The organism is Aliiroseovarius sp. F20344 (genome assembly GCF_023016155.1).
GTDB lineage: Bacteria > Pseudomonadota > Alphaproteobacteria > Rhodobacterales > Rhodobacteraceae > Aliiroseovarius.
In genome coordinates this window covers 30,594-57,195 of the sequence record NZ_JALKBG010000009.1, presented here as the reverse complement: position 1 = coordinate 57,195, position 26,602 = coordinate 30,594, and the positions used below count along the sequence as shown (strand labels likewise).

Genomic DNA, 26,602 nt, shown 5'->3' with positions numbered 1-26,602 from the left:
ATATGACCTCCTCTTCTGACAAGACGATCACTGATTTTGCGCTTGTTCAGCTGATCCCGAACATGCTGACAGTTGCAGCCATTTGCGCTGGCCTGTCGGCAATTCGGTTTGGAGTGCAGGGCAACTATGTGCTTGCGGTCCAACTGATCGTCGCAGCTTGTGTTCTTGATTTCTTCGACGGCCGCGTGGCGCGAATGTTAAACAGTGACAGCAAAATGGGAGCAGAACTGGATTCGCTTGCGGATTTCCTGAATTTTGGTGTTGCCCCTCCGTTGATCATCTATTTTTGGGCGCTGCAGGATATGCGCGGTTCTGCATGGATTGCAGTGCTGCTCTATTCGGTTTGCTGTGCTATGCGCTTGGCCCGGTTCAACGTCAGCAATAAAACAGAGCCGGATGAAGTAGATCCCCAAGGCGCATTTTTTGTTGGCGTGCCCTCGCCGGCTGCGGGGATGCTGGTTTTGTTGCCGATGTCTGTTTCGTTTGCATTCACGGACACACCGCTTCTGCCGGATCTGATAATCTGCCTAAACATGGTATTGGTCGGCTATCTGATGATCAGTCGCGTTCCGACTTGGTCGCTTAAATCCGTTCGTGTCGCGCGCCGCAATGTCAAATTTGCGCTTGTCGCCTTTGCCGTTATTGGGGCGGCAGTTTTGACCTACGCATGGATCACCCTGGTCATTTTATGCGTTGGTTACATTGGAATGGTTCTTTGGAGTTTACTTGGCAATTGGTCGGCTAAACGTCACTAAAACCTTTGAAGGGAGAAGTAAGTTGGAAATCGAAGCTGTTCGATCCTCCTACGCCCGCTGGGCACCAATTTATGACAAAACATTTGGCAGTATAACCAACGCCGGCAGGCGCCGCGCCGTTGGGTACATTAACAAACTGACCGGATCTGTGCTTGAGGTTGGCGTCGGCACTGGACTTTCGTTGCAGCACTATCAGCCAAAGCTACAAGTAACCGGCATCGACTTCAGCGATGAAATGTTGGCCAAAGCGAAAAGCAAAGTGCAGCGCTTGGGTTTGGATCATGTCGCCTCGCTTCAACAAATGGATGCGCGCGCGCTCGATTTTCCGGACGATAGTTTCGACACCGTCGCCGCGATGCATGTGTTGTCTGTTGTACCTGAACCGGAAAAAGTGATGTCCGAGATCGCACGCGTACTGAAACCCGGAGGGAAGGTGGTTATCACCAACCATTTCGCTCGCACCGATGGTGTTCTGGCTGTGATTGAGAAGATATCGGCACCCCTTGCCAATGTGATTGGATGGCATTCAGATTTCGAGATTGAGACAGTGCTTGGTGAGCCTTCATTGGAGGTTGATCAGAAAAACTCCATTCCGCCATTGGGAATGATGACATTTCTTGTGCTTAGTAAAAAGGAAATGGGCTGAATCAGAAAATTTGCGCAGAAATTGACAATCAGTTGTCGATTTTGCCCAATCCCGAACGTCTGGTACACAGAAAGGCATAGACCTTTCCTAACAGTTGAAAGGAAAACCAATGCAATACATGTGTTTGATTTATAATGCCGAAGACAATGGCCCGCAGCCCGGAACGGACGAGTTTGGCCCTTACATGCAGTCTTATATGGATTTCACAAAGGAAGTTCAGGACGCGGGCAAAATGGTTGGCGGAGAGGCGCTTGAGCCAATTGCAACTTCGACCACCGTATCCGTACGCAACGGCAAAACTGAGCTGGTCGATGGTCCCTTTGCGGAAACCAAGGAACAGCTTGGCGGCTACTATATTCTGGACTGCAAAGATCTGGACGAAGCGCTGCACTATGCCGCCAAGATCCCTGACGCCAAATACGGCCGGGTTGAAGTGCGCCCCGTGATGATCTTCGACTAACAATGTTGCCCCCGATTGAAGCCCAAACGCTTATCACGCGATTGATCCGCGAAGATTGGGGGCGCATTTTATCATCGCTGGTGTCCACAACTGGCAACTACGCACTGGCCGAAGACAGCTTGCAGGATTCTGTTGTCTCGGCGTTGGAGGTTTGGCCGCGCAAGGGCGCGCCGCGACATCCGGATGCATGGCTGATCACTGTGGCCCGCCGCAAAGCGCTGGACCGGATACGTAAGGGCGAAACAGCCAAACGGAAATCGGACGAGCTGGCTTTGTGGCTGGAGCAGCACCGCGACGACCCGGATGATCGCGACATGGTAATCCCCGACCACCGATTAGAGTTGATTTACACCTGCTGCCACCCGGCGCTCGAGGAAAAATCCCGCGTGGCCCTGACCTTGCGGGCGCTGGGCGGGCTGACCACCGCCGAGATTGCCAACGCCTTTCTGGATAAGACCGACGCCATGGCCGCCCGCCTGACCCGCGCCAAAAAGAAACTCGCCGATGCGGGGATCGCTTTCAAACTGCCCGAGCCTGATGACCTGCACGAGCGTACCGATGCGGTGCTGCGGGTGATCTACCTGATCTTCACCGAAGGCTGTCACGCCTCGTCCGGGCAGCTTATGCGCGAGGAGCTGGTGCAGGAAGCCATTCGACTTGGCCGCATCCTAACCACGCTTCTTCCAGACCATGCCGAGGCAAAGGGGCTGCTTGCCCTTATGTTGCTCTCTGACAGTCGCCGCCTGACCCGGCGGGGCGAGGACGGAAGTTTTGTACCGCTGGACGCCCAGAACAGGGCGCGTTGGGATCGCGGGCGGATCAACGAAGGGCTCGCCTTGACCAAAGCCGCGCTGACCGATGGACCGGCTGGGCCATATGCTCTTCAGGCCGCAATCAGCGCGGTTCATGCGGAAGCCGCCACTTTCGCGGACACCGACTGGGCGCAGATCGTTGCGCTGTATGACGTGCTCTACCAACGCCATCCCAATCCCATCCTTCGGATCAACCAGGCCGTGGCCCTGTCTTATGCGGACAGCCCAGATGCTGGTCTGCAATTGCTGGCATCCGTCGAAGACGAAGACAAACTCGCCCGGTATCAGCCGTTTCACGCATGTCGTGCGGACCTTCTGGCGCGTCTGGGGCGCCATGAAGATGCGGCTGCTAGCTATCGCGCGGCCATCGCCCTGTCCCAAGCGCCCGAACAAGCAGCGTTTCTTGAAAGCCGCCTTCACGAATTGAACGCGCCCTGAGACCCTTCCCCGGCTTGCCATTTTGCCCTGCATTCGCTAGCTGGAAACGGTGCGAAGTAAAGGGACCGAGATGGACGAGCTCAGAACAAAATATCTGGACGCAATCGGTGGGGCCGCTGATGAGGCTGCTCTGGAAGATATCCGCGTGCAAGCGGTCGGTAAAAAGGGCGAAGTGGCCCTGAAAATGCGCGAGCTGGGCAAAATGACGCCCGAGGAACGCCAAGTTGCCGGCCCCAAGCTGAACGCCCTGAAGGACGAGATTAACTCGGCCATCGCCGCCAAGAAATCCGGGTTGGCTGATGCAGCACTTGACGAACGTCTGCGCACCGAATGGCTGGACGTCACCCTGCCGGGCCGCCCTGCGCGCCAAGGCACCATTCACCCGATCAGCCAAGTCACGGAAGAGATCTCGGCGATTTTTGGTGACATGGGATTTTCGGTCGCGGAAGGCCCGCAGATTGAAAGCGACTGGTACAACTTCGACGCCCTGAACATCCCGCCGCACCATCCCGCGCGGCAGGAGTTCGACACGTTCTATATGCACCGCGACGAAGGCGATAACCGCCCGCCGCACGTGCTGCGCACCCACACATCGCCCGTGCAAATCCGCGCGATGGAGAAGACCGGCGCGCCGATCCGCGTGATTGCACCGGGCCGCGTGTACCGCTCAGATTATGACCAGACCCACACCCCGATGTTCCATCAGGTCGAAGGTCTGGCGATCGACAAAGATATCTCGATGGCGAACCTGAAATGGACGCTGGAGGAATTTTGCCGCGCCTTCTTCGAAATCGACGAAATCGAACTGCGCTTCCGCGCCTCGCACTTCCCCTTCACCGAGCCGTCGGCCGAAGTCGACATTCGCTGTTCATGGGAAGGCGGCACCCTGAAACTGGGCGAGGGCGACGACTGGATGGAAATCCTAGGCTCTGGCATGGTGCACCCGCACGTGCTGAAATCGGCGGGCGTGAACCCTGACGAATGGCAGGGCTTTGCCTTCGGTTTGGGCATCGACCGTCTGGCCATGCTGAAATACGGCATCCCCGACCTGCGCGCCTTCTTTGACAGCGACCTACGCTGGCTGCGCCACTATGGCTTCAGCTCGCTGGACGTGCCGACCATGCGTGGGGGGCTGTCGCGATGAGCGACGACATGGAAGACCTTCAGGTCACATACCCCGGCGCGGGCACGTTCAAGTTCGGTGATAGCGCCAAGCTTTCAGCACGACTGATCGGTCTTGTTCGCTCCGGTAAGAAGCGCGCGACCTGTGGCGCGTTGACCGATTTCAAAGACGAACCCGAAGCCATGCCCGTTGTAGGGCGCACCGACATTGCAGCGAACTGGGATGGCACACCGGCCCTTGTGATCAAGACCGTGAAGGTCGAAGAGATCCGTTTTTGCGACGTCACCGAAGAGATGGCTCTGGCCGAGGGCGAAGATGAAACGCTGGCTAGCTGGCGCAAAGGGCATGAGGCCTATTTTGCTAGGAACGGCGGGTTTGACCCTGAAATGATGCTGGTGTTCGAGCATTTTGACCTGATTGAGGATTTGGCAGACCGCTAAGCGGTGCCGAAAGAGGATACGCAAATGAAATTCACCATCTCCTGGCTGAAAGACCACCTCGACACCGAAGCCTCGGTTGACGAAATCGCCGAGGCCTGCACCGATCTGGGGCTCGAGGTTGAGGATATCTTCAACCCGATGGACCGTCTGGGTGCCTTCACCATCGCCAAAGTCAAATCGGCCGAGAAACACCCCGACGCCGACCGTCTGCGCGTGTGCACCGTGGAAACCAACGAAGGCGAAAAGCAGATCGTCTGTGGTGCGCCCAATGCGCGCGAAGGAATCACAGTGGTCCTCGCCAAGCCCGGTGACTATGTGCCCGGCATCGACGTGACCCTGTCCGTGGGCAAAATCCGCGGTGTCGAAAGCCACGGCATGATGGCCTCCGAGCGCGAGCTGGAGCTGTCGGAAGAACATGACGGCATTATCGAGCTGCCATCGGGTGAAGTGGGCGACCGTTTCGTCGATTGGCTTGCCGCCAATGACCCCGAAAAAGTCGACCCGGTGATTGAAATCGCAATCACGCCCAACCGCCCCGATGCGCTGGGCGTGCGTGGTGTTGCTCGTGATCTGGCCGCTCGTGGTTTGGGCACGCTGAAGCCGATGAAAGAACACAAGGTTGACGGCAACGGTCCCAGCCCGATCAACGTGACCATCGACGAGGATACGCGCGACGCGAACCCCTTGTTCATGGGGCGTCTGATCAAGGGCGTGAAGAACGGCCCGTCGCCTGCGTGGTTGCAGGCCCGTCTGAAGGCGGTTGGGTTGCGCCCGATCTCGGCGCTTGTCGATATCACCAACTTCTTCACCTACGACATGAACCGCCCGCTGCATGTGTTTGATGCGGACAAGGTCAAAGGCGACCTGCGCGTGCACCGTGCCAAAGGTGGCGAGACGCTGATGGGGTTGGACGAGAAAGAATACACGTTCGACGCTGGCATGGTCATTATCTCGGACGATGAAGGTGTTGAAAGCATCGGTGGCATCATGGGCGGTCTGCCCACGGGTGCGACCTTCGACACCACCAATGTGTTCCTTGAAGCGGCGTTCTGGGAAACCATCCAGATTGCCAAAACGGGCCGCGCGCTAAAGGTCAATTCGGACGCGCGTTATCGCAACGAACGTGGCATCGACCCGGCCTATAACGCCCAAGCGATCGAATCCGCGACCCAGATGATCCTTGATCTCTGCGGTGGCGAGGCATCAGACGTTGTGACAGCGGGTGCAGAGCCTGATGTGAGCCGCGCCTATAAGCTCGACACTGACCGCGTTCAGTCGCTGGTCGGAATGGACATTCCCGCGGATGAGCAGCGCAAGACGCTGACCGCGCTGGGCTTCACCATCGACGGCGACATGGCCCACGTGCCGTCTTGGCGTCCTGATGTCCTTGGGTCCGCTGATCTGGTCGAGGAAGTCGCGCGTGTGGCCTCCCTGACCAAGCTGGTTGGCAAACCGCTGCCGCGCACCCATGTGGGCGTGCCCAAGGCGATCCTGTCGCCGATGCAAAAGCGTGAAGGCATTGCGCGGCGCACTACCGCGGCGTTGGGCTACAACGAATGTGTGACCTACAGCTTCATTGATCAGGCAAGCGCTGCGCGTTTTGGCACTGGTAGTGATAACGTCGCTTTGGCCAACCCGATCTCGTCGGAAATGAGCCACATGCGCCCATCTTTGCTGCCCGGTCTACTGCAAGCCGCAGCGCGCAACCAATCGCGTGGTTTCATGGACCTGGCGCTGTTCGAAGTTGGCCCCGTGTTCAGCGGCGGCGAGCCGGAAGAGTACGAGCAGATGGTCACGGGTATCTTGGTTGGCAACACCGGCCCGCGTGATCGCTTCGGCGCTCGTCGCCCGGTCGACACCTATGACGCCAAGGCGGATGTCGAGGCTGTGTTAAACGCCATCGGCGCACCTGCCAAGCTGACCTTCGTGCGCGACATGAACGCGTGGTGGCATCCGGGACGCTCGGCCAAGCTGGGACTGGGACCAAAGAACATCCTTGGCGCGTTTGGAGAGTTGCACCCGAAAACCATTGAAGAGATGGACGTGAAAGGCCCGGTTGTGGCGTTTGCCGTGCATCTGGCGAAAGTGCCGTTCCCGAAAGCCAAGGGCACGGGGCGCGGTGCGATGGGTGCTTCGGATCTGCAACCGGTCGAACGCGACTTCGCCTTCGTGGTGGACGCTGATGTGGAAGCTATCAATCTGGTGAATGCCGCCGCAGGTGCCGACAAAGCGCTGATCACCGACGTGAACGTCTTTGACGAATTCATCGGCGGATCGCTGGGCGAGGGCAAGAAGTCTCTGGCCATCACCGTGCGCCTACAACCACGTGACGCGACGCTGACCGACAAGGACATCGAGGCGGTCAGTCAGAAGATCGTCCAGAAGGTCGAGAAGGCGACAGGCGGTAGCCTACGCGGATAAATCAAAAGCGCGGTCCCTCGGGGCCGCGTTTTCATTTGGAGAACAGCCATGACCCTGAACGTTTATCTTTCCGGCGAAATCCACACCGATTGGCGTGAGCAAATTATCGATGGTGCGAAGGAGCTGGATGTGGTTTTCAGCGCCCCTGTAACGGATCACGATGCCTCGGACGATTGCGGTGTGGCGATCCTTGGCGAAGAGCCCAACAAGTATTGGCATGACCACAAAGGTGCGATGATCAACGCAATCCGCACCCGTAAGGGGATCGAAGACGCAGACGTCGTCGTTGTGCGATTTGGCGAGAAATACCGCCAGTGGAATGCGGCTTTTGATGCGGGCTATGCCGCTGCCAAGGGCAAATCCCTGATCGTGCTTCAAATGCCCGAACACGACCACGCGCTTAAAGAGGTTGATGCAGCAGCGTTGGCGGTCGCGCGTGATCCAGCTCAGGTCGTGGAAATCCTTCAATATGTTCTGACCGGAACTCTGCCAGGTTGACACCCACGTCAACCTGCGGTGACGGGGGAAATGTTTTTCCCCCCAAAAACAGATGATTTTCGTGTATATTGTCCGCAATGCGAACAGGGTCGCGCATAGTGCGAGACCATCAAACATACGGGGACAGTATGCTACAAGAATTCAAAGATTTCATCGCCAAGGGCAATGTCATGGACATGGCTGTTGGTATCATAATCGGCGCAGCCTTCACCGCGATTGTAAGCTCACTTGTTGCTGACCTGATCAATCCGATTATCGGCTTGTTCATGGGCGGTATCGATTTCACCAATATGTACGCTGTTCTGTCTGGCGACGTTGCAGCCGGCGCTTCGCTTGAAGCCGCTCGTGAAGGCGGCGCTGCTGTCTTCGCCTATGGTTCGTTCATTATGGCCATCATCAACTTCCTGATCATCGCATGGGTTGTGTTCATGCTGGTGCGCTATGTGAACAAAGCCAAAGAAGCAGCCGCCAAGGAAGAGGAAGCCGCAGAAGAAGCACCGGCTGGCCCAAGCGAGCTGGATATTCTGACCGAGATCCGCGACGCTTTGAAAAAGTAAGGCTGGTCCGAAATAATTCGAAAAGGGCGCTGAGTTTTTCAGCGCCCTTTTTGTTTGGTTTTTCTTGGCTTGTTTCGGGATTCTGCGTGTTTTTCGTTTGACACTTGTGACGCGCCAGAATATTCGAACCTCCGATATGAGATGGCGTGGTAGCTCAGCTGGTTAGAGCACAGCACTCATAATGCTGGGGTCGGCGGTTCAAGTCCGCCCCACGCTACCATCTCAATCACCAGATTGAAGAAAGCCCTGCCTAACGGCGGGGCTTCTTTCATTTCAACGTTTCCTTAGGTGATAGGTCAGCGCACGAGTGATCAGGGCGATCATTGGACCTTCGGGCAGATCTTCACCAGCAGCGAAAAGAACGGCGCGATTGCCTTCGAATTTCAGCTCGTCAGGAAAGAGCAACTGAAACTCGGAGATCACGCTGGTCTGGCAATGGGTATAGAGCGCGTATCCACCAGCTTTGGGGATACCCAGCCGTATCGTGGTCGCCGCACCCGTTTCCGGGGTCAGATAGGCTGGCTGACCCCATTTCAAGGTTTCTTGTAACGGACCGATTTCTGGCAGCTCTGCGGCTGTTCTTAGGATCAGCGCTCGAAGCTCATGCAGTTTGGCTCGCACATTGTCGGGGAAGTCCTGAAAGGCTTTCTGGACGCGGGTGTCCGGGATGTTTTGGTGCGGTGACATGACCCTACTCAACCCGTGGATGGGGAGGGTGTCAAATGAAAGCCCCGCACGATGGCAGGGCTTTCGTTGCGATTAATTCTGAAGGGAGGTTCAGATTTTTAGCGCATCTTGTCCAGAAATGTAGTCGAGCCCAAGTGCCTCGCCGACAGCCGCATAGGTCAGCTTGCCAGCATGCACGTTCAGACCGTTCAGCAGGTGCGGGTCGGCCGCACATGCCTCTTTCCAGCCCTTGTCGGCAAGCGACAGCATGAAGGGAAGGGTGGCGTTGCCAAGCGCGATGGTCGAGGTGCGGGCAACAGCACCCGGCATGTTGGCCACACAGTAGTGCATCACGTTGTCGACTTCATAGATTGGATCGGCGTGCGTGGTGGCTTTGGAGGTCTCGAAGCAGCCACCTTGGTCAATGGCAACGTCTACCAGCACCGCACCCGGCTTCATGGTCGACAGCTGTGCACGGCTAACCAGTTTCGGGGCCGCAGCACCCGGGATCAGAACTGCGCCAATCACCATATCGGCGGTGGTGATAAGCTCTGCCGTGGCTGCAGCGGTCGAATACTGGTTTTTGAAGATGCCGCCATAGACGTCGTCAAGGTAACGAAGACGCGGCAGCGAACGATCCAGCACAGTTACATCCGCGCCCATGCCAGCAGCGATCTTGGCTGCGTGTGTTCCAACGACACCGCCGCCGATCACAACAACCTTGGCCGGACCAACGCCCGGTACGCCGCCCATCAGAACGCCACGACCGCCATTGGCTTTTTGCAGTGTCCACGAACCAACTTGCGGGGCCAGACGGCCAGCAACTTCCGACATCGGGGCCAGCAAAGGCAGACCGCCGCTATTGTCGGTCACAGTCTCATAGGCGATGCAGGTCGCGCCCGAGGCGATTAGGTCATGCGTCTGGTCGGGATCGGGGGCAAGGTGCAAGTAGGTGAACAGAAGCTGGCCTTCACGCAGCATTTTACGCTCAACTGCCTGCGGTTCCTTAACCTTCACGATCATGTCGGCTTTGGCGAACACCTCTTCGGCGGTGCCAAGGATCTTAGCGCCAACAGCGGTATAGTCTTCATCCGAAAATCCAGCGCCTGCACCGGCATTGGTTTCGACAATCACGGAATGGCCGCGACCGATGGCTTCGCCGGCGGCGGCAGGCGTCAGGCCGACGCGAAATTCCTGGGGCTTGATCTCTTTTGGGCATCCGATCAGCATGGGTTCCTCCTTGTCCCTGTTGCAGGGGAAATTGTATCTACTGCCTTGATCTTGGGGGGCGGTTGACGCAATTGCTTTGAAAAGATGTGGCGTAGTGAGTATAGTTTTTCGAAGAAAACAGCGCTTACCGTAAAAAACACGCAAGGAATGTGATCGAAATTGGAACTTGATAGTGTAGATCGCCGCATCTTGCGGGCATTGCAGCGCAGCGGGCGCATCTCAAACGCTGAACTGTCTGAAAAGGTGAACCTGTCGCCATCTGCCTGCCATCGGCGCGTGCAAAGGCTTGAGGCTGAGGGTTTTATCAAGAACTACGTGGCACTTTTGGATGCGCGGAAGCTGAACTGCCCAACAACCGTGTTTGTCGAGATTACGCTTTCGGGGCAGGCTGACGAAGTTCTTGATGCGTTTGAGCGTGAAGTTTCCCGTGTGCCGGATGTTCTAGAATGCCACTTGATGGCGGGAACGGCGGACTATCTGCTGAAAGTTGTTGCGCAGGACACCGAGGATTTCGCCCGTATTCACCGCCAATATCTTGCGCGCTTGCCGGGCGTACAGGGCATGCAATCCAGCTTCGCACTGCGCACAGTATTCAAAACCACCGCTTTACCGGTCTGAAGCTTTTTTACGCCGTCCGTGCGCTCAAAGGCTGTTCCTTTACCGGCAAGTGCACAATGGCCGAGAACGCCCCGACGCCCACTCCGATCCACCAAACGAAGGTGTAGTCGCCAAAGGCGTCATACATCCGGCCGCCCAACCAGACACCCAGGAAGCTGCCAAGCTGGTGCGAGAAGAAGACGATGCCATAAAGCGTGCCCATATAGCGCAGCCCGTAGATATGCGCGACCAGACCCGAGGTCAGGGGCACCGTGGCCAACCACAAAGATCCCATCGCAATCGAGAACACGATGACCGAGGTCGGCGTGATTGGCATTAGGATAAACAGCGCCGCTACGATGGTTCGCCCGGTATAGATTGCCGCCAACAGGTATTTCTTGGAATAGGTCTTGCCCAGATAGCCCGCAAACAGCGTGCCAGCGATGTTCGCAAGTCCGATAAGCGAAATGGAAATCGCCCCTAGCGCCGATGTGGACGACACACCCACGGCGGCCAGCGTGCCTGACGGGTCAATCGCCCCGCACATTTCGGTCACGAAGGCGGGGAAGTGTGCGGTGATGAAGGCCAACTGATAGCCACAGGAAAAGAAGCCTAGGAAGATCAGGGTATAGCTTGGGTCTTTGAACGCCTTGATCAGGATTTGCCCCATGCTTTCCTCAAGCTCGGACTTCGATGCCATGCTTTCGGTCTTCATCAGGGGCAACAACGCGAGAGTCGCGACGATGGCAGCGGCAAAGATCAGGAACACATCCTGCCAGCTCATCATAGACAGCAGAAACTCCGCCAATGGCGCACCAAAGACCTGCCCGGCAGACCCTGCCGCCGTGGCAATTGCCAACGCCATCGAACGGTTCTCGTCACTCGCTGCACGGCCCACGACGGCCAGAATGACACCAAAGCCGGTGCCTGCGATGCCGAAGCCGACCAGCACTTCAAGCATCTGATGCGCGGCGGGTGTGACGGCCGCCGAGCTGGCAACCAGTCCAACCGCATAGATCAACGCGCCCATGATGATGGCTTTGCGGTCGCCCATCTTCTCGGCAATTGCGCCAAAAATCGGCTGGCCGATCCCCCAAGCGAGGTTCTGGATCGCAATCGCCAACGAAAACTCGGCCCGTGGCCAGTTGAATTCGGTCGCAATCGGGATTTGGAACACGCCAAAGCTGGCGCGGATCGCAAAGCTTACAAGGATGATAAGGCACCCGGCCACAAGGACGGGTGTAATAAGGGGCGCGCGTGTCTCTGTCATTCCGGCACTGTCAGGTAAGGATCACGCCTCGTCAATTCCTGCTTTTTGATGGGACAGTTCACCTTTCCTTATGTGACGCGTCGTTTTATCAGACCTCATGGCAAATTTGATAAAGATCTATGACGCTCTGGCCGAAAGAGGCGAGATTACCCGCGACCCGGCGCAAGAGGCATGTCTGCCCGCGCTGGAAGACATCCGGGCCCATTTGGACGCCGCCCCTGTGCGCAAGCGCGGCATTCTGGGCGGGCTGTTTCATTCCAAACCCGAAGAGGTTCCGCAGGGCCTTTACCTTTGGGGTGGGGTCGGGCGCGGCAAGTCGATGCTGATGGACCTTTTCGTCGACAGCCTTGAAACATCGGCTAAGCGCCGCGTGCATTTCCACGCGTTCATGCAAGAGGTGCATGAGGGCATGACAGCCGCGCGCAAAACTGGCGTTGATGACCCATTGGAGCCTGTGGCGGCCAAGATCGCCGCGGATGTGAAGCTGTTTGCCTTCGATGAAATGCAAATCACTGACATCACAGATGCGATGCTGGTAGGGCGCTTGTTTGAAAAGCTGTTTGACGCGGGCGTTGTGGTTGTCACCACGTCGAACCGCCATCCTGATGAGCTTTATAAAGACGGTCTGAATCGCCAGCTATTCCTTCCGTTCATCGCGCTTTTGAAGGACCAGATGGTCGTGCATGAACTGATCAGCCCAAACGACTACCGTCAGGATCGACTTTCAGGTGAGCAGGTCTATTTCACCCCTTCAGGCGCAGAAGCGCGCGGTGCAATCGACGCTTTGTGGAAAGACCTGACCGGGGGGGATGCCGCCCCGCTGGCTCTGACCGTAAAGGGGCGCGAGGTCGTTCTGCCTGCCTATCGCAACGGGGCTGCGCGGGCGCAGTTTCATGACCTTTGCGGTGCGATGCTGGGGCCCGGCGATTATCTTGCCGTGGCTAACGCGGTGAAGCTTTTGGTGCTGGAAGATATTCCGCGCCTTGGTCGTTCTAACTTCAACGAAGCGAAACGCTTTGTGACGCTGATTGATGCCCTGTACGAGGCAAAGGTGCGTTTGATTGCCTCCGCCGCCGCACAGCCCGAGATGCTTTATGTCGAGGGTGAAGGATCATTCGAGTTTGAACGCACCGCCAGCCGGCTGCGCGAAATGCAAGACAAGGATTGGGGAAGCGTGCAGGATTGAAGAGGGGCCGCCGTCTGCGACCCCTCAGGTTTTCACCTGCCTGCCTAACTCGGATATGGGGAGTTGAACTCCCCGAAGTGCCGCTGGGTTAGGCAAAGGGTCACGATGTAATTTGTGATCACATTGAGGCTATTAAATTCTGCCTCTTTCGAATCACCTTGCCGCCCTGGCGTAATGTACTGCTCGATAAGCCGTCCACTTGATGCGAACTTTGCCTATAGAATGTCCTATTTATAGGCGCTAACCCCTTAAACCGTCAACATTTTACATAGAATCACTGGTGATTCGCGAAACCGGCAAAAAAGTGATTCTTTTCCGTGGCTTGAATCGTGTTGTTGATGCGGGTGCGCGGTGTCGATTGAAATTTATTTTGTGATCACGATTGTGAAAGTGGCCGATTTAGCCGTTTTCACGCAAAATCGCACCCGCAAGATAAAGAGAACCGCAAATCAGGATCCGAGCCTTAGGATCGCGCGTTGTGATCGACAGAATTGCTGCCTCAACACTCTCAGCGGTATTTGCAGTCATACCGACGCCCTCGGCGACTTCAGCAGTAGTGTCTGCTGGCAAAGTGTTGGGTTCATCCGGGATGGACACGGCGGTCAGGGTGTCGGCCACGCTTGCAAGTGGCCGCAGGTAACCCGCGATGTCTTTGGTGTTCAGCATTCCGCAGATCAGATGGGTCGGGCGTTTCGGGAGGTCTGCCAGGACCGTTGCCAGCATCTCTCCTGCCGCGGGGTTGTGGCCACCGTCGAGCCATAGCTCGGCCTCACCGGCCGCATCAATTAGTGGACCTTGGCGCAGACGCTGCATCCGTGCGGGCCATGTCACATCACGCATCGCAGCCTCGCAGGCGGCTTCGTCAAAGCCCAGCACGCGCAGCGCGGCAATTGCGGCAGCTGCGTTTTCGATCTGATGCGGTCCGATAAGCGCGGGCAAGGGCAGATCCAGAAGCCCGTTTTCATCTTGAAAGATCAGACGTCCGCGTTCTTCCCAGAAATGCCAATACTGGCCGTGAACAAACAGGGGGCAGCCCAGCTTAGCTGCGCGTGCTTCGATCACATCCAGTGCTTCGTCTTTTTGCGGACCCACCACGCACGCGACGCCGCGTTTCAGAATGCCGGCTTTCTCGCCTGCGATCTCGGGCAGGGTTTCACCGAGGAACTGAGTGTGGTCGATCGAGATCGGGGTGATCACGGTCAGCGCAGGTTCTTTTACCACATTGGTTGCATCCAGCCGTCCGCCCAACCCGGTTTCTAGCAAAGTGAAATCGGCTGGTGTCTCGGCGAAGGCCATCAGCGCTGCGACGGTGGTGATTTCGAAATAGGTGATGTTCTCACCGCCGTTGGCGGCATAGCAGCGGTCCAGAACCTCGGTCAGGGCGTCTTCGCTGATCAGTGCACCCGCCAGACGAATACGTTCGTGAAACCGTGCCAAGTGAGGCGAGGTATAGGCGTGCACAGTCTTACCAGCGCCCTCGAGCCCCGCGCGGATCATCGCTTGGGTCGATCCCTTACCATTGGTCCCGGCAAGGTGAATGACCGCTGGCAGCCGGTCTTGTGGATTGTCCACAGCTTCTAGCAAGCGCCAGACCCGATCTAGTGTCAGATCAATGATCTTCGGGTGCAGTGACATCATCCGGTCAAGGATGACGTCCGAGCCTTGGGCGCTCACGCTTCGTCGACCTTACTGGCGTCAGTGGACGCTTCTTCGGTCGGTGCGGCTTCTGCTTCTGCTTCCGGCTCCGGTTTGGGAAGGTCACCTTTGACCGCTGGCGGTTGGCCCGTCAGCATGCGCAGGATCGTCACCAGTTCTTCCTTCATATCCTTGCGGTGCGTGACTCGGTCCAGCATCCCGTGATCCAGAAGGTATTCCGCACGCTGGAAACCTTCGGGCAGTTTTTCGCGAATTGTTTGTTCAATCACGCGCGGCCCTGCAAAGCAGATCAGTGCGTTGGGTTCGGCGATATGCACATCCCCAAGCATGGCGTAAGACGCGGTGACGCCGCCGGTGGTCGGGTGAGTCAATACGACGATATAAGGTAGGTTGGCTTCTTTCAGCATCTGCACGGCAACGGTTGTACGCGGCATCTGCATCAGCGACAGGATGCCTTCCTGCATACGCGCGCCACCTGCAGCCGAGAACAGCACCAGCGGGCGTTTCAGTGCAACGGCACGTTCGGCGGCAGCAATGATGGCATTGCCAACATACATGCCCATAGAGCCACCCATGAAGCTGAAATCCTGCGCAGCCGCAATGATCGGAGTGCGACCGATCTCGCCTTCCGCCACAAGCATCGCTTCGCGTTCGCCTGTGCCTTTGCGGGCGGATTTCATGCGCTCGGGGTATTTCTTTTGATCCTTGAAGTGAAGCGGATCATCGATCGGTGCGGGGACGTCGACTTCGGTGAAGATGCCGCCATCAAACATTAGGGAAAAGCGATCACGTGGTGTGATGCCCATATGGTGGTCGCAGTTGGTGCAGACGTTATAGTTCTCGGTGAATTCACGGTGGAACAGCATGGTGCCGCACTCGCCGCACTTGGTCCACAGGTTCTCGGGCACCTCGCGGCGCGAGAAAAGCGAGTTGATGCGGGGGCGGACGTAGTTCGAGATCCAGTTCATCGCCAGACTTCCTTGTTGCGTTTGGCCTTAGTTAGTCTGCCTCGACGGCATTTGCAATTGGGCGGTTACGTTGGGACAGGCGCCACCAAATCGCAAACGCAACCAGAACCAGCGTGGTTTGCAGGATCATCGAAGCGGTCATTGTTGATCCCATCAGATCGACCTCTGCAATAAAAAGGGAAAAACCATCCAAGTTTCCCGCATTTCCAACAAGAACCATCGACGCGTTGTTTCCAAAGTGCAGCCCGGCGGCCGCGCCAATGTTCCCCGTGCGCACGGTTACTATGCTTAGAACGATGCCGACGACGCTGGTGTGGATGACATAGAAAATTGCGTTCACCCCCCAAGATGCCGGGTCGGCGTGCAGCAATCCAAATGCCACTGAAGGCAGGATGGCCCAGATCCAAGGTGACCTGAATCGCGCGCGCAATTGTTGAAGCATGTACCCACGGAACACCAATTCCTCTGCGAAGATCTGAATGAAAATCAGGGTCAGAGCGGGAATAAGAACCAAAGCCCATTCGCTGGTGGGCAAGTTACGCTGAAGCTCTGTTTGTTCCTGCGGGGCAACGAACAGCGGTTCCAGCATCTGCAGAACGGTTGCTGCCAAGCTGATCGCCAGCGCGATCAATATGCCAGTCCGAAAATGTCGCCACAGAACACGGTGCTGCGCGCCAAACAGGCTTGAGAAGCTGCGTTTGTGCAGGAAACGCACCACCATCCAGAGGCCCAAATGATACCCAAGGAAAGTCAGAAAGAAGATACCTGCATGCACGGCTGTTGTCGCATTCAGGATGTTTGCTGGGTGCTCTCCGATCAACCAGCCCCCGGTCATGAAGATCGCAAAAGTCGCCGCAAAGAATGCAACATGGATCAGAACAAACCCAAGAACTGAACGCCAGATCTGGCAATACGGCCGCGCGGGGGACCAGAAGGAAAGTTGGGGGGCAGATGTCACAATAAACGCTCCAGAGCACATGAACTGGTGATTTATCCCAACTGTGTCCTGAAAGAATGCAAAGGACAATCCGGTTTTAGCCGACTTGCGTCATGCCCCCTTGAGTTGCTATCCGGAACATAAGACGGAAGGGATGATGCTGGGCAACGACCCGCGCATGTGCAGAGTAAGGTGAGTTTGTGTACTTAGTAAGAGAAGCCAAAGTGGCCCAAAGGGCTGCGCGATGGGGTGTGATCTGTTTGATGACGGGCCTTTTGGCCGGGTGCTTCGGGGGTGCGAAGCCTGACGATGTGCGCAACAGTCCCTTGTTTTCAAAACAAGCGCCGTCTGCGTCGAGCGATTTGGTGCAGAAACGGACCGTTATGTCTGGCGCGGTCACAATCGCTGCGCCTGAGGGCTACTGCGTTGATGTAAGCTCGCTTCGTGATCAGGCAGCGGGTGCGTTTGTGCCTTTTGGCGCTTGTGCGGCGCTCACGCGCAATCCAGCCGATCCCAGTCCTAAGAAACCAGCCTTCCTTGTGTCCAGTGTGTCGCCCATACCGAAAGGTGTGGCTTCAAGCGTGGATGAAACTGAGCCGTTGATGGCACAAGCGCGCGCTTTTCTGGAAAGCGCCTCTGGACGTGCGGCGCTTAGCCGATCGGGGAAAGCCGACACCGTTGAGGTTCTGGATCTGAAAACAGCCTCCGGCGTTGTCAAAGTTCTAACGCGTGACAGTTCCCCGAACCGACCCAAAACCCTGTCAGACACGACATGGCGCGCCTTTTTACCCCTTGGGGACAAGCTGGTTGTGGCCAGTGTAACCGGGTTCACAGATCACCCAATTGACCGGCGTAATGGGCTTTCGCAGCTGAATGGTTTTGTGGATGCTATCGCTGCCGCAAATCCAAGTGGCGACAAAGGCAATGGCGGGATAGCATCGATTTTTGGCAAATTGCGAAACTAGGGAATATCTGGTTAAGTGCAGCCATCCTGACACCTGATCACCACTGGAACGGGCACCGCAACAACTATGCAAAGCTGGATTACTTCCCTTTCGGATCGTTTGAATGACCGCAGGGCCTTGCGCCGTTGGGCGCGTTTGGCACATGGCGCGGAAGGGTTGGATAAATCCGCGCTACGTCAGCTGCGGGTGAAAGCGCGTCAGTTGCGTCAAAATATCGATCAGGTTTTGTTCGAGGCAGACAGCCGTCTTGCCTTGCCCGCTTTGGGTTCAAACGTCATTCAAAAGCCGCTTCATTCTGATTGGGCATATCGTCCGGAGGTTTGGCGTGGCCCGCTTGAGCCTTCAGGCGTTGCGTCGGTGCCAAGTGGCACAGCTTTCGGGGATGAGGTTAAGTTATTTCACGACTGCCCATTGGCAGAGCTGACATTCCGACAGGTTCGGAACTCGCGTGAAACCGACCTTGCTCCTTTTGGGATGACGCTAGAAGTGTTGGGCTTTAACGGAACGTTCGTGTCATTGGTTGTGGATGTCCCATCATTGGCGACCGAAGGTTTGCATCGAAATCACATCATTCGTTTGTCGATTACAGCTGAAGTTGAAAGACCGGTCGGTCTTTTTGCGCGATTAAATATCCAACACGGCCCAAACACCGAACAATTACACCAGCAACAAGCGCTGAACACCGGTGAAGAGGTTATCGAATTTGACTTGGCGTATTCAAAAGTGAACGAAAAACGGGTCGAGAAAATGTGGGTAGATCTTGTGTTCGAAGATCCCAGTATGAACAAGATGGTGTTGCGTGATTTGACACTGTGTCGCCATCCCCGCGCCAAGATGTAAGGGCGACATGTTTAGGAGATCTCATGGCTGACATGGCACTTAGTTCTGCTCGCATTCACGCGGGTGTTTGGGAAGGCATTCTGACCTCAAAGGGCACAATTGCGCCTGAAATTGAGGTGACGCATTTGGCGGAACCTGTGTCAGGGGTTGAGGTTACTGCCCTGCCGGATGGCAAAGGCCAGTACATTGTGCGCGTTCCTATCCCGGCCGAGCTTCTAAGTGATGGCGTCCAAACCTTTTTGGTCCAAGACAGATCCAGTGGCGAATCCCTGGACAGTTTCGTCATTGTCGCCGGTCACCCGTTGGAGGCCGATCTTCGCGCTGAAATGGATCTTCTTCGAGCAGAACTGGACATGCTGAAGCGCGCCTTTCGGCGCCATTGTCATGATATTGCTGAAGAATGACAGGTATCCTCGTCAGCTCCTGCTTGCTTGGCCAGAAGGTGCGCTATGACGGGGCGGCAAAAACACTGCGCGACGATCGTCTAAGTGCTTGGGGTGAAAAGGGTTGGCTGCACCCCATTTGTCCCGAGCTTCTGGGCGGCCTGCCAATTCCGCGCCTGCCTGCCGAGATCGAGCCTGATTTTGACGGCGTATCCGTTTTTGCCGGACAGGGTCGAATTCTGGATGTGTCAGGGCAAGATGTGACCAAGGCCTATCTGCTTGGTGCAGAACAGGCTGTGGCCGTGGCCAAGAAGCATGCATGCCAATACGCTTTGTTGACCGAAGCCAGCCCCTCGTGCGGTACTTACGTGATCTATAGTGGTCATCATGATGGTGCGCGGCGTTCAGGTATGGGGGTCGTAACAGCGGCGTTGCGACAGGCTGGCGTACAGGTGTTTTCGTCCGAACGGATCGAAGAACTGGCCGCTTTGGTAGATTGACATCCACGCAAGGTTACGCAGCGTTTCAAGTGACAGTGCTTTACGTGAACGTCAATACTTGTGGAAACTGGCAGCCCGAGGACCGTTATGACCCGCTACCCAAATCTTCTTGCCCCGCTCGATCTTGGTTTTACAACGTTGAAGAACCGCGTGCTGATGGGATCTATGCACACTGGATTGGAAGAGCGTGGTGATTGGAACCGTGTTGCCGAGTTCTATGCAGCCCGTGCCCGTGGTGGCGCATCGCTCATCGTAACCGGCGGGATGTCTCCCAACGAAGAAGGGGGCGTGTTCCCCGGTGCAGCCGGGCTTTTTTCTGATCAAGACATTGCAAACCACAAGACGGTCACGGATCGGGTGCACGCGGAAGGTGGCAAGATCGCCATGCAGATACTGCACGCGGGTCGCTATGCCTATGGGCCGAATTGCGTCTCTGCCAGCCCGGTGAAATCCCCCATCTCACCCTTCCCGCCGAAAGAGCTGGATGAAGAGGGCATTCAAAAACAAATCGACGATTTCGCCACCGCCGCCGCCCGCGCCAAAGAAGCCGGCTATGACGGGGTCGAGGTCATGGGCTCTGAAGGCTATTTCCTGAACCAGTTTCTTGTGACCCACACCAACAAACGCGAGGATCGCTGGGGTGGATCATATGAGAACCGGATGCGCCTGCCGATTGAGGTGGTTAAGGCCGTCCGTGCAGCCGTGGGGCCAGACTTCATTGTGATCTATCGCCTGTCTATGATTGACCTTGTGCCCAACGGATCCACGTTTGACGAAGTGGTTCAACTGGCGAAAGAGGTCGAAGCGGCAGGAGCGACGATTATCAACACCGGCATCGGTTGGCATGAAGCCCGCATTCCAACCATCGCAACCTCGGTCCCGCGTGCAGCTTTCACATGGGTGACCAAAAAGCTGATGGGCCAGGTATCGATCCCGGTCATCACGTCAAACCGCATAAACACGCCGGAAGTAGGGGAAGAGGTTCTGGCCGGTGGCGCTGCTGATATGGTATCCATGGCGCGCCCGTTCTTGGCTGACCCTGACTTTGTGGTGAAAGCGGCTGAGGATCGCGCGGGCGAAATCGCACCATGTATCGCCTGCAACCAAGCCTGTCTGGACCACACGTTCGGCGGTAAAATCTCAACCTGCTTGGTGAACCCGCGCGCGTGCTATGAAACAGAACTCAGCTACGAAATGACTGACACGCCGAAATCCATCGCCATCGTAGGCGCAGGGCCAGCGGGCTTGTCAACGGCTCTGGTGGCAGATGAACGTGGTCACAAGGTGACGTTGTTTGACCGCGCGGACGAAGTTGGCGGGCAGCTTAACATGGCCAAGAAGATCCCAGGCAAAGAGGAATTCATCGGGCTTGTCGAATGGTATGACCGGATGGTTCAGGCGTCCGACATCGACCTGCAATTGGGTCGGGATGTAACCGCTGATGACCTAACCGGCTTTGACGAGGTGATCATCGCCACGGGCGTCACCCCACGTGATCCCGGCATCGAAGGGCAAGACAGCGACAAGGTGCTGTCCTACGTTGATGTGCTGCGTCACGGCGCGCCGGTGGGCGACAAGGTGGCAATCATTGGTGCGGGTGGTATTGGCTTTGATATTGCTGAATTCTTGACGCAAGCAGGGGAAAGCCCAACCGAGAACCTTGAAGAATGGCTTGCAGAATGGGGCGTTACCGATCCCGAAACCGCTCGAGGCGGTCTTGCACCCGACGGACCGAAACCTGAAGCCCCTGCACGACACGTCACCTTGATGCAGCGTAAGGCAAAGGCGCTGGGCAAAGGTTTGGGTAAGACCACTGGCTGGATCCACCGCGCAACCTTGAAGATGAAAGGTGTCGAGATGGTGGGCGGTGTGAATTACGAGCGCATCACCGATGAAGGTCTGATGGTCTCGTCCGGCGAAGCGCGCGAAAACCCGAGGTTGGTTGAGGTCGACAACATCATTCTATGCGCCGGACAACTTCCGGAACGCTCAGTTTTTGATCAGCTCGCGGACAAAGGCATCAGCGCCCACATAATTGGTGGGGCCGATGTCGCTGCCGAGCTTGACGCCAAACGTGCGATTGACCAAGGATCGCGACTGGCGGCCTCGCTCTGATGTGCATGAGGCCTTGAAGGAGGCCAGATGCTTTTCAGCTCGATCTTTCTGGGGCTTCTGCCCAGCTTTCTGCTGGTCGGACTGGGTGGACTGGTGCGTGGGCGCTTGTCGGAAAATGCGTGGCAGGGTCTCGACCGCCTGAATTTTGAGATCTTGTTTCCAGCCCTTTTGTTCGTTGCAGCCGCCAGCCGCCCGATCGAAGTTTCGCAAGTCGCGGCCATGGCGCCCCTTGTCTGGGCGATTATGGGTGTTGGCTTGGGATTGGGATGGATTACGCGCCGCCACGGGCCAGATCGCTTTCTGGATTTTGCTGGGGCCTGGCAGGTCGCTTGGCGGTTCAACACTGCGCTGGGGTTAGTTGCGGTTGCCCTTCTACAAAATGGTGGCCTTGGAGAAATGGCCGTGGCCGTCGGGATGGGGGTGCCGGTAGCAAATCTGATGGCAGTCAGCGTGTTGTCGCGCGGTGGGTCCTTCGGTTGGAAGGCAACGCTCGCGAAAATCGCGCTGAACCCCTTCTTGCTGGCCAGCTTGTCCGGCCTATGCATCGGGCTGCTTCAGGTGCAAATTCCATCCCCGATCATGGCTCCGTTAGAGCTTCTGGCCAAGGCGGCCATTCCAATCGCATTGCTGTCAATCGGTGCGACGATGGATTGGAAGGCACTGGCAAGGCTGAACCGTTTCAACGCCGCTATCTCTGCAATCAAGCTGGTCGCGATGCCAGCCTTTGCGCTGCTTTGCGGGGTGGTTTTTGGGCTGGAAGCGGGAATCGCTTCGGTGCTTGTTGTCTTCGCGGCACTGCCCACCGCGTCTGCCGCACACGTTCTTGCATCGGCATTTGGGGCTGATCGACGGTTGGTCGCCACATTAATTGCACAAACAACACTGCTATCCGCACTCACCCTGCCAATTTGGATAACACTCGCCGAGATTGTGTTTGCGGTGCGTTAGGTTTTTGGCCTTGTCCAATAAGAGCAATAAAAACAGGGATCCGGTGAAATCTCTGGCAGTTGAAAGCTGTTAAGCCTCGCGCAAAGATTGAGAAGTATCCGTATTTATTCAAGTTTTCGTGTTTCCATTTCGCGAACATAAGCCGAATTACCCCTGTAATGTCGGCAGGTCTTCACAGTCTTGCCCCAATTCATGGCGATACAAATGGGATCGGGGGATAATTGTAGAGAGTTTCTGATGGATCGTTTGACCGAAATGGAGGCATTTGCGACCGTTGTGGACCAAGGTGGGTTCACTGATGCAGCGAAGAAAATGGGGATTTCGAAATCCGCTGTATCAAAACATGTCTCAAGTCTTGAGGCACGTTTGGGCGCACGCCTTCTAAACCGCACGACGCGTCGTGTCAGCCCAACCGAAATCGGATTGGCCTATTATGATCGCGCGCGCCGCGTCCTGAACGATGCAGGCGAAGCGGACGCCTTGGTCACGTCTATGCAATCCGCGCCTGCCGGGATGCTTCGTATCTCGGTTGCGACAGATTTCGGTGTGAACCACCTAAGCCCGGTTCTGGGCGAGTTTTTGAAAGATTTTCCAGACGTCAATGTCACGATGGAACTGGCCAACCGCTATGTCGAGCTGATTTCCGAAGGATTCGATATGGCGATCCGTGTGGGTGAGCTTGAAGACAGCTCTCTTCGGGCGCGTAAGATTGCCGACACGACGCGCCGTATGGTTGGCAGCCCTGCTTACTTCGAACGATATGGCCGTCCGAAACGCATTGATGATCTGAACGAACACAAGCTTTTGCACTATTCCAGCCAGAGTTCCGGGAACGTGTGGAAGATCCCGGCACCGTCCGGTGAAGTTCGACAGGTGCGTTCGGCCGGTTGGCTGAGTGTAAATGACGGGCAATCTCTGCTGAACGCGGCGATCTCGGGTTTGGGCATTGCCTATCTGCCCAGCTTCCTTTTTGCTGATGCTCTTGAGCAAGGACTGGTCGTCGACGCCATTCCAGATTTGCCGCCTGATGTGCAGGGAATTTACGCCATCTATCCTCCCGGCAGATTTACCCAGCCTAAAGTGCGGGCGTTCATTGATTTTCTGGTACATGCCTTTGCAAACAAAGGGCCAGATACGTGGTGATGGCAGAGCAGTAAAAAGTGGAGAGTACTTACGGCGGGGTTATCCCCGCCGTTTTTTTGTGGGTATCAGTTCGTGTTCAACAATACCGCTTCAACCCGACGGTTCAGTTCACGTCCCTCTGCCGTCAGGTTCCCAGCCAAAGGTGACAGGAAACCAACCCCGTCGGCGGTCAGCTGGCTTGCATCGACACCATATTGATTGATCAACCGTTTCATCACGGATGTCGCCCGTTTGCGTGAAAGGGCCACGTTCCCCTCAAGGCTTCCTTCGGCGTCAGTGTGCCCAACAAGAACAATGCGTCGGTCAGGGGACTGTGCAAGAAACGCTGCCAAATCGGACAGGGCAGGTACCTCACCTTCTTCCAACTGGGATGATCCGGTTGCAAAGGTAAGACCTGACAGGACCACACGCCCAACAGTCTTAAGCTGCAGGTCCAAAGGGTCTGTCGATTGAGGGGGGGGTGTCGTCGGCCCGGTTGCAACCGTAGCCAGCTCTGGGACATCATCTTTGGATGGTGAAACGAAGGTCAGTTCAAAGAACGCATCTTTGGCGCTTTGGCTGACAAGAAGTTGCACAAAGCTTTCCCCCTTGCGCGCACTTAGGAAATGGTAGTTTCCCAAGTCGACAAACATATCCGGCGCTTGAAAATGTCCGGTCTGAAAGCGGAAATCGAACCCGCCACATGATACTGCCTGACACTGAAAAACCAACTGATAGCCATCCTGCAAAAGTTGGTCACGAATGGTGGTCAGGATTTGATAACTTCGCGCCGCCAAGCCTTCAGATCGCCACGCCTGACGTTCGATGTAACCCACGGCAGTGATAGATGGGACTATCTCGCCGTCAAACCGCCCCAAGGCGATTTCGGCTTGGCCCTCTCCGGCATGTGTGGCTTGAAGCTCGGCTCCTGCGGGTAGATCCAAAGACCACGCAGCAACAGGAAGCGCGCAGACAAGTAATGCAGAGGTCAGAAGGCGTCGGATTGGGATCATCGGCTTTGGGCGTGATATTCATCGTTTGGTTTCATGCCTACAGCGGAAGCCATGCGATTGGACATCGAGAAGAACCCAACAGTCGCAGCAATGTCCCAAATATCCCGATCCGAGAACCCAACATCCCGCAAAGACTGACGGTCTTCTTCCGATGTCTCTGATGATGCTTTTGTGATCTTTTCAGAGAATGTCAGCATGGCCGTTTGACGCGCATCCAGATCAGCCATGCGCCAGTTCATCACCATAGCCTCGCCCAATTGCGGGTTGCCCGAAAGCTGACGAACGGCAGCCCCATGCGCCACCTGACAGTACCAACAGCGATTGATCGAGCTTACGACGACCGCAATCATCTCGCGCTCCAGTTTGGACAGGCCGCTGTCGTCCAGCATGACCTCGTTATACATGTCCATGAAGGGGCGCAGTTTCGCCATGTCGAAGGCGTAGGCCTTCAGCACATTAGGAACGAGTCCCAGTTTGTCGTCGCAGATGTCGAAATACTTCTGGATGTCTTCGGGCAGCGGGTCGACCATTGGCAGATCAAGTGCGGTGACACCCTTTGAGCTGTGCGCCATTCTATATCCTTCCTATCGTTTCACGCGGTAATGGTAGTGGCCGACAAGATGCATACCAAGATTTGCATATAGCGGATTGGCCGCGTGATTTCCTTGGGTCACGATCAGCGACAGATATTCTGCACCCTGTTCTTCAGCCCACTTTGCGGCCTGTTTCAACAGGTTTTGTCCAGTTCCCATACGGCGTAGATCCGGATCGACATGAAGCGCATGCGCCATGGCGATGCCATCATGAATGCCAACAAATCCGACACCTGCTGGTTTGTCATCCGTCCGTGCCAAGAGTGCCGTTTTTGGGCAGTCCGCACGTTCCATTACGGCACGGCGCTTTTCATGGATGTCGCCTGCCTCCCACAGCTCAGTCATGATCGACAGTATGGGCCAAATGGCAAAGGCAGAAACGGGCGGCAACGGATCGCGTGTCAGCTCAGACACTGGGATAACCCAGATATTCACGGGGTCGATGATGTCATAGCCGTGTTGTTCCAGCATTTCATCCAGATGCTCGTCGCCCGCACGAATTTGAAACAAGGGCTCCATACCCATGTCTCGCATTGCTTTTTCGGCAGCGGGCAGGTCGGCCTCGGTTGTGGGCCAGCTCTCGGTCGCGGCTGAGACGCGTTTGCCCCCACCAGCGCCATCTCGCAGCACCCAAGCGCCGACACGATGAGTGGCCGCCGGAGGCCAGGTGGCTTCGCAGGCCTCGATCAGTTGTTCGGGAGTGGGAAGGTGTGGCGTTGTCATATTGCCTCCTTGAACAGGTCTTGAAGCGCGCGGGTGGCTTGATCCAGTTGGGATGGATCTGTGCCGCGAATAACGATGTTTGCACCGTAAGCGCCGTTTTCGATAAAGGGATAGGACCCGAAGCTAAGCGTGTCGTGTTGCTGCGCAAGCTCGCCTAATGGGCCGGCAATATCGCCTTCCCCTCGATTGATCCTAACTGAGCGCGAGATCAACGGCGCACCACCGGTCAGGGTCGGCAGAACACTGTCCACCATCGCCTGAAAAACGGAAGGCACACCGGCCATCACATGTACATTTTCAAGCGTGAAACCCGGGGCGATCGACACAGGGTTATCAATCAATGTCGCGCGATCCGGGATGCGCGCCATGCGCTGGCGGGCGTCATTGAACTCTCGACCCGATGCAGCGTAGTGCGCCGCCAGAAGATCATAGGCGTCTTTGCGGATGTCGATGTGATCATCAAAGGCGCATGCAATGCAGTCGGCAGTGATATCATCATGGGTCGGACCGATGCCGCCCGAGGTAAAGACATGATCGTAGCTACCTGCAAGAGCTTTCACAGCAGCAACAATGGCCTGAGCATCATCCGAGACCACCCGAACCTCTTTCAGGTCAATGCCATATTCGGTCAGCTTTCCGGCAAGATGATGCATGTTCGCATCCCGTGTCCGTCCGGACAGGATTTCATCTCCGATCACCAACATTGCGGCTGAAGGATTGGGCATTGCTTGTTCCTTTCC

The 26,602-nt window shown here is 56.4% G+C and carries 28 protein-coding genes and 1 tRNA gene; 19 read left to right on the top strand and 10 right to left on the bottom strand.

The features are described 5' to 3' along the window. The first annotated feature begins 2 nt into the window (after positions 1-2). The 10 genes from pssA to MWU55_RS16280 all read left to right on the top strand — a co-directional run bounded on the left by pssA (position 3) and on the right by MWU55_RS16280 (position 8,370). Positions 3-755, top strand: a complete 753-nt coding sequence (gene pssA, locus MWU55_RS16325) for a CDP-diacylglycerol--serine O-phosphatidyltransferase (protein ID WP_246938101.1) — start codon at positions 3-5, stop codon at positions 753-755. A 22-nt stretch (positions 756-777) separates the two neighbouring features. Next, complete coding sequence (locus MWU55_RS16320; RefSeq protein WP_246938148.1) at positions 778-1,401, top strand: class I SAM-dependent methyltransferase; 624 nt, start codon at positions 778-780, stop codon at positions 1,399-1,401. A 109-nt stretch (positions 1,402-1,510) separates the two neighbouring features. Continuing rightward, positions 1,511-1,861, top strand: a complete 351-nt coding sequence (locus MWU55_RS16315; protein ID WP_246938099.1) for a YciI family protein — start codon at positions 1,511-1,513, stop codon at positions 1,859-1,861. A 2-nt stretch (positions 1,862-1,863) separates the two neighbouring features. Continuing rightward, positions 1,864-3,111: a DUF6596 domain-containing protein gene (locus MWU55_RS16310; protein WP_246938097.1), complete on the top strand. Its 1,248-nt coding sequence runs from the start codon at positions 1,864-1,866 to the stop codon at positions 3,109-3,111. A gap of 70 nt (positions 3,112-3,181) precedes the next feature. Next, positions 3,182-4,255, top strand: a complete 1,074-nt coding sequence (pheS, locus tag MWU55_RS16305) for a phenylalanine--tRNA ligase subunit alpha (protein ID WP_246938095.1) — start codon at positions 3,182-3,184, stop codon at positions 4,253-4,255. Then, positions 4,252-4,674 carry an ASCH domain-containing protein gene (locus MWU55_RS16300; RefSeq protein ID WP_246938093.1) on the top strand — a complete coding sequence of 141 codons (423 nt, stop codon included), beginning with the start codon at positions 4,252-4,254 and terminating at the stop codon, positions 4,672-4,674. Before pheS ends, MWU55_RS16300 begins: the two co-directional genes overlap by 4 nt. 24 nt (positions 4,675-4,698) lie before the next feature. Continuing rightward, a complete protein-coding gene (pheT, locus tag MWU55_RS16295; protein ID WP_246938091.1) occupies positions 4,699-7,095 on the top strand; it encodes a phenylalanine--tRNA ligase subunit beta in 2,397 nt (798 codons plus the stop codon). A 48-nt stretch (positions 7,096-7,143) separates the two neighbouring features. After that, positions 7,144-7,593 (top strand): YtoQ family protein, encoded by a 450-nt coding sequence (locus MWU55_RS16290; RefSeq protein ID WP_246938089.1) that lies wholly within the window; start codon positions 7,144-7,146, stop codon positions 7,591-7,593. A 128-nt stretch (positions 7,594-7,721) separates the two neighbouring features. Next, a complete protein-coding gene (gene mscL, locus MWU55_RS16285) occupies positions 7,722-8,150 on the top strand; it encodes a large conductance mechanosensitive channel protein MscL (protein WP_246938087.1) in 429 nt (142 codons plus the stop codon). Positions 8,151-8,293: 143 nt separating this feature from the next. Continuing rightward, positions 8,294-8,370: transfer RNA gene (locus MWU55_RS16280), tRNA-Met, on the top strand. 53 nt (positions 8,371-8,423) lie between these two features. Here the strand turns inward: MWU55_RS16280 and MWU55_RS16275 are convergent. After that, the gene (locus MWU55_RS16275; protein ID WP_246938085.1) at positions 8,424-8,837 is read right to left on the bottom strand and encodes a DUF1801 domain-containing protein; all 414 of its coding nucleotides are present in this window, start codon (positions 8,835-8,837) and stop codon (positions 8,424-8,426) included. A 90-nt stretch (positions 8,838-8,927) separates the two neighbouring features. After that, positions 8,928-10,046 (bottom strand): alanine dehydrogenase, encoded by a 1,119-nt coding sequence (gene ald / locus MWU55_RS16270; RefSeq protein ID WP_246938083.1) that lies wholly within the window; start codon positions 10,044-10,046, stop codon positions 8,928-8,930. Positions 10,047-10,205: 159 nt separating this feature from the next. On the opposite strand from ald, the gene MWU55_RS16265 reads away from it, so the two are divergent. Continuing rightward, positions 10,206-10,664, top strand: a complete 459-nt coding sequence (locus MWU55_RS16265; protein ID WP_246938081.1) for an Lrp/AsnC family transcriptional regulator — start codon at positions 10,206-10,208, stop codon at positions 10,662-10,664. Between the two features lie 7 nt (positions 10,665-10,671). Here MWU55_RS16265 and MWU55_RS16260 read toward each other — a convergent pair whose 3' ends face one another. Beyond that, complete coding sequence (locus tag MWU55_RS16260; protein WP_246938079.1) at positions 10,672-11,913, bottom strand: MFS transporter; 1,242 nt, start codon at positions 11,911-11,913, stop codon at positions 10,672-10,674. A 97-nt stretch (positions 11,914-12,010) separates the two neighbouring features. Here MWU55_RS16260 and zapE point away from each other — a divergent pair, with 97 nt between their 5' ends. After that, positions 12,011-13,099 (top strand): cell division protein ZapE, encoded by a 1,089-nt coding sequence (gene zapE / locus MWU55_RS16255; protein ID WP_246938076.1) that lies wholly within the window; start codon positions 12,011-12,013, stop codon positions 13,097-13,099. 399 nt (positions 13,100-13,498) lie between these two features. Here zapE and MWU55_RS16250 read toward each other — a convergent pair whose 3' ends face one another. The 3 genes from MWU55_RS16250 to MWU55_RS16630 are packed head-to-tail and all read right to left on the bottom strand — an operon-like array spanning position 13,499 to position 16,681. Then, complete coding sequence (locus tag MWU55_RS16250; protein WP_246938074.1) at positions 13,499-14,773, bottom strand: folylpolyglutamate synthase/dihydrofolate synthase family protein; 1,275 nt, start codon at positions 14,771-14,773, stop codon at positions 13,499-13,501. Further along, complete coding sequence (accD, locus tag MWU55_RS16245) at positions 14,770-15,723, bottom strand: acetyl-CoA carboxylase, carboxyltransferase subunit beta (protein WP_246938072.1); 954 nt, start codon at positions 15,721-15,723, stop codon at positions 14,770-14,772. The genes MWU55_RS16250 and accD overlap by 4 nt, the downstream gene beginning before the upstream one ends. A 31-nt stretch (positions 15,724-15,754) precedes the next feature. Next, positions 15,755-16,681 (bottom strand): CPBP family intramembrane glutamic endopeptidase, encoded by a 927-nt coding sequence (locus MWU55_RS16630; RefSeq protein ID WP_246938070.1) that lies wholly within the window; start codon positions 16,679-16,681, stop codon positions 15,755-15,757. A gap of 344 nt (positions 16,682-17,025) precedes the next feature. Between MWU55_RS16630 and MWU55_RS16235 the strand changes: the two genes are divergently transcribed. From MWU55_RS16235 to MWU55_RS16205, 7 genes are all read left to right on the top strand, one after another. Beyond that, entirely contained in the window at positions 17,026-17,625 is a 600-nt protein-coding gene (locus MWU55_RS16235) for a hypothetical protein (RefSeq protein WP_246938068.1), read from the top strand. A gap of 66 nt (positions 17,626-17,691) precedes the next feature. Then, a complete protein-coding gene (locus tag MWU55_RS16230) occupies positions 17,692-18,465 on the top strand; it encodes a DUF6478 family protein (RefSeq protein WP_246938065.1) in 774 nt (257 codons plus the stop codon). Between the two features lie 23 nt (positions 18,466-18,488). After that, positions 18,489-18,869: a hypothetical protein gene (locus tag MWU55_RS16225; protein ID WP_246938063.1), complete on the top strand. Its 381-nt coding sequence runs from the start codon at positions 18,489-18,491 to the stop codon at positions 18,867-18,869. Continuing rightward, complete coding sequence (locus tag MWU55_RS16220; protein ID WP_246938061.1) at positions 18,866-19,348, top strand: DUF523 domain-containing protein; 483 nt, start codon at positions 18,866-18,868, stop codon at positions 19,346-19,348. The genes MWU55_RS16225 and MWU55_RS16220 overlap by 4 nt, the downstream gene beginning before the upstream one ends. 87 nt (positions 19,349-19,435) lie before the next feature. After that, the gene (locus MWU55_RS16215) at positions 19,436-21,463 is read left to right on the top strand and encodes an NADPH-dependent 2,4-dienoyl-CoA reductase (RefSeq protein WP_246938059.1); all 2,028 of its coding nucleotides are present in this window, start codon (positions 19,436-19,438) and stop codon (positions 21,461-21,463) included. Between the two features lie 27 nt (positions 21,464-21,490). After that, positions 21,491-22,411: an AEC family transporter gene (locus MWU55_RS16210; RefSeq protein WP_246938056.1), complete on the top strand. Its 921-nt coding sequence runs from the start codon at positions 21,491-21,493 to the stop codon at positions 22,409-22,411. A 237-nt stretch (positions 22,412-22,648) separates the two neighbouring features. Beyond that, positions 22,649-23,554, top strand: coding sequence for a LysR family transcriptional regulator (locus MWU55_RS16205; protein ID WP_246938054.1), 906 nt, complete (start codon positions 22,649-22,651; stop codon positions 23,552-23,554). Positions 23,555-23,619: 65 nt separating this feature from the next. Here the strand turns inward: MWU55_RS16205 and MWU55_RS16200 are convergent, their stop codons facing one another. From MWU55_RS16200 to MWU55_RS16185, 4 genes are read right to left on the bottom strand one after another with little or no spacing between them, the layout of a single operon-like run. Continuing rightward, positions 23,620-24,546, bottom strand: a complete 927-nt coding sequence (locus tag MWU55_RS16200) for an OmpA family protein (RefSeq protein WP_246938052.1) — start codon at positions 24,544-24,546, stop codon at positions 23,620-23,622. Continuing rightward, a complete protein-coding gene (locus tag MWU55_RS16195; protein ID WP_246938050.1) occupies positions 24,543-25,118 on the bottom strand; it encodes a peroxidase-related enzyme in 576 nt (191 codons plus the stop codon). Before MWU55_RS16195 ends, MWU55_RS16200 begins: the two co-directional genes overlap by 4 nt. 12 nt (positions 25,119-25,130) lie before the next feature. Beyond that, positions 25,131-25,862: a GNAT family N-acetyltransferase gene (locus MWU55_RS16190; RefSeq protein ID WP_246938048.1), complete on the bottom strand. Its 732-nt coding sequence runs from the start codon at positions 25,860-25,862 to the stop codon at positions 25,131-25,133. Continuing rightward, entirely contained in the window at positions 25,859-26,587 is a 729-nt protein-coding gene (locus MWU55_RS16185) for a molybdopterin-binding protein (RefSeq protein WP_246938046.1), read from the bottom strand. Before MWU55_RS16185 ends, MWU55_RS16190 begins: the two co-directional genes overlap by 4 nt. Between the last annotated feature and the right edge of the window lie 15 nt (positions 26,588-26,602).

Excerpts from the sequence above, each read along its gene's own strand:
- pssA (WP_246938101.1), top strand. The coding sequence starts at position 3 with ATGACCTCCTCTTCTGACAAGACGATCACTGATTTTGCGCTTGTTCAG.
- MWU55_RS16315 (WP_246938099.1), top strand. The coding sequence starts at position 1,511 with ATGCAATACATGTGTTTGATTTATAATGCCGAAGACAATGGCCCGCAG.
- MWU55_RS16310 (WP_246938097.1), top strand. The coding sequence starts at position 1,864 with ATGTTGCCCCCGATTGAAGCCCAAACGCTTATCACGCGATTGATCCGC.
- pheS (WP_246938095.1), top strand. The coding sequence starts at position 3,182 with ATGGACGAGCTCAGAACAAAATATCTGGACGCAATCGGTGGGGCCGCT.
- MWU55_RS16300 (WP_246938093.1), top strand. The coding sequence starts at position 4,252 with ATGAGCGACGACATGGAAGACCTTCAGGTCACATACCCCGGCGCGGGC.
- pheT (WP_246938091.1), top strand. The coding sequence starts at position 4,699 with ATGAAATTCACCATCTCCTGGCTGAAAGACCACCTCGACACCGAAGCC.
- MWU55_RS16290 (WP_246938089.1), top strand. The coding sequence starts at position 7,144 with ATGACCCTGAACGTTTATCTTTCCGGCGAAATCCACACCGATTGGCGT.
- mscL (WP_246938087.1), top strand. The coding sequence starts at position 7,722 with ATGCTACAAGAATTCAAAGATTTCATCGCCAAGGGCAATGTCATGGAC.
- MWU55_RS16275 (WP_246938085.1), bottom strand. The coding sequence starts at position 8,837 with ATGTCACCGCACCAAAACATCCCGGACACCCGCGTCCAGAAAGCCTTT.
- ald (WP_246938083.1), bottom strand. The coding sequence starts at position 10,046 with ATGCTGATCGGATGCCCAAAAGAGATCAAGCCCCAGGAATTTCGCGTC.
- MWU55_RS16260 (WP_246938079.1), bottom strand. The coding sequence starts at position 11,913 with ATGACAGAGACACGCGCGCCCCTTATTACACCCGTCCTTGTGGCCGGG.
- zapE (WP_246938076.1), top strand. The coding sequence starts at position 12,011 with ATGGCAAATTTGATAAAGATCTATGACGCTCTGGCCGAAAGAGGCGAG.
- accD (WP_246938072.1), bottom strand. The coding sequence starts at position 15,723 with ATGAACTGGATCTCGAACTACGTCCGCCCCCGCATCAACTCGCTTTTC.
- MWU55_RS16230 (WP_246938065.1), top strand. The coding sequence starts at position 17,692 with ATGCAAAGCTGGATTACTTCCCTTTCGGATCGTTTGAATGACCGCAGG.
- MWU55_RS16225 (WP_246938063.1), top strand. The coding sequence starts at position 18,489 with ATGGCTGACATGGCACTTAGTTCTGCTCGCATTCACGCGGGTGTTTGG.
- MWU55_RS16220 (WP_246938061.1), top strand. The coding sequence starts at position 18,866 with ATGACAGGTATCCTCGTCAGCTCCTGCTTGCTTGGCCAGAAGGTGCGC.
- MWU55_RS16215 (WP_246938059.1), top strand. The coding sequence starts at position 19,436 with ATGACCCGCTACCCAAATCTTCTTGCCCCGCTCGATCTTGGTTTTACA.
- MWU55_RS16210 (WP_246938056.1), top strand. The coding sequence starts at position 21,491 with ATGCTTTTCAGCTCGATCTTTCTGGGGCTTCTGCCCAGCTTTCTGCTG.
- MWU55_RS16205 (WP_246938054.1), top strand. The coding sequence starts at position 22,649 with ATGGATCGTTTGACCGAAATGGAGGCATTTGCGACCGTTGTGGACCAA.
- MWU55_RS16200 (WP_246938052.1), bottom strand. The coding sequence starts at position 24,546 with ATGATCCCAATCCGACGCCTTCTGACCTCTGCATTACTTGTCTGCGCG.
- MWU55_RS16195 (WP_246938050.1), bottom strand. The coding sequence starts at position 25,118 with ATGGCGCACAGCTCAAAGGGTGTCACCGCACTTGATCTGCCAATGGTC.
- MWU55_RS16190 (WP_246938048.1), bottom strand. The coding sequence starts at position 25,862 with ATGACAACGCCACACCTTCCCACTCCCGAACAACTGATCGAGGCCTGC.
- MWU55_RS16185 (WP_246938046.1), bottom strand. The coding sequence starts at position 26,587 with ATGCCCAATCCTTCAGCCGCAATGTTGGTGATCGGAGATGAAATCCTG.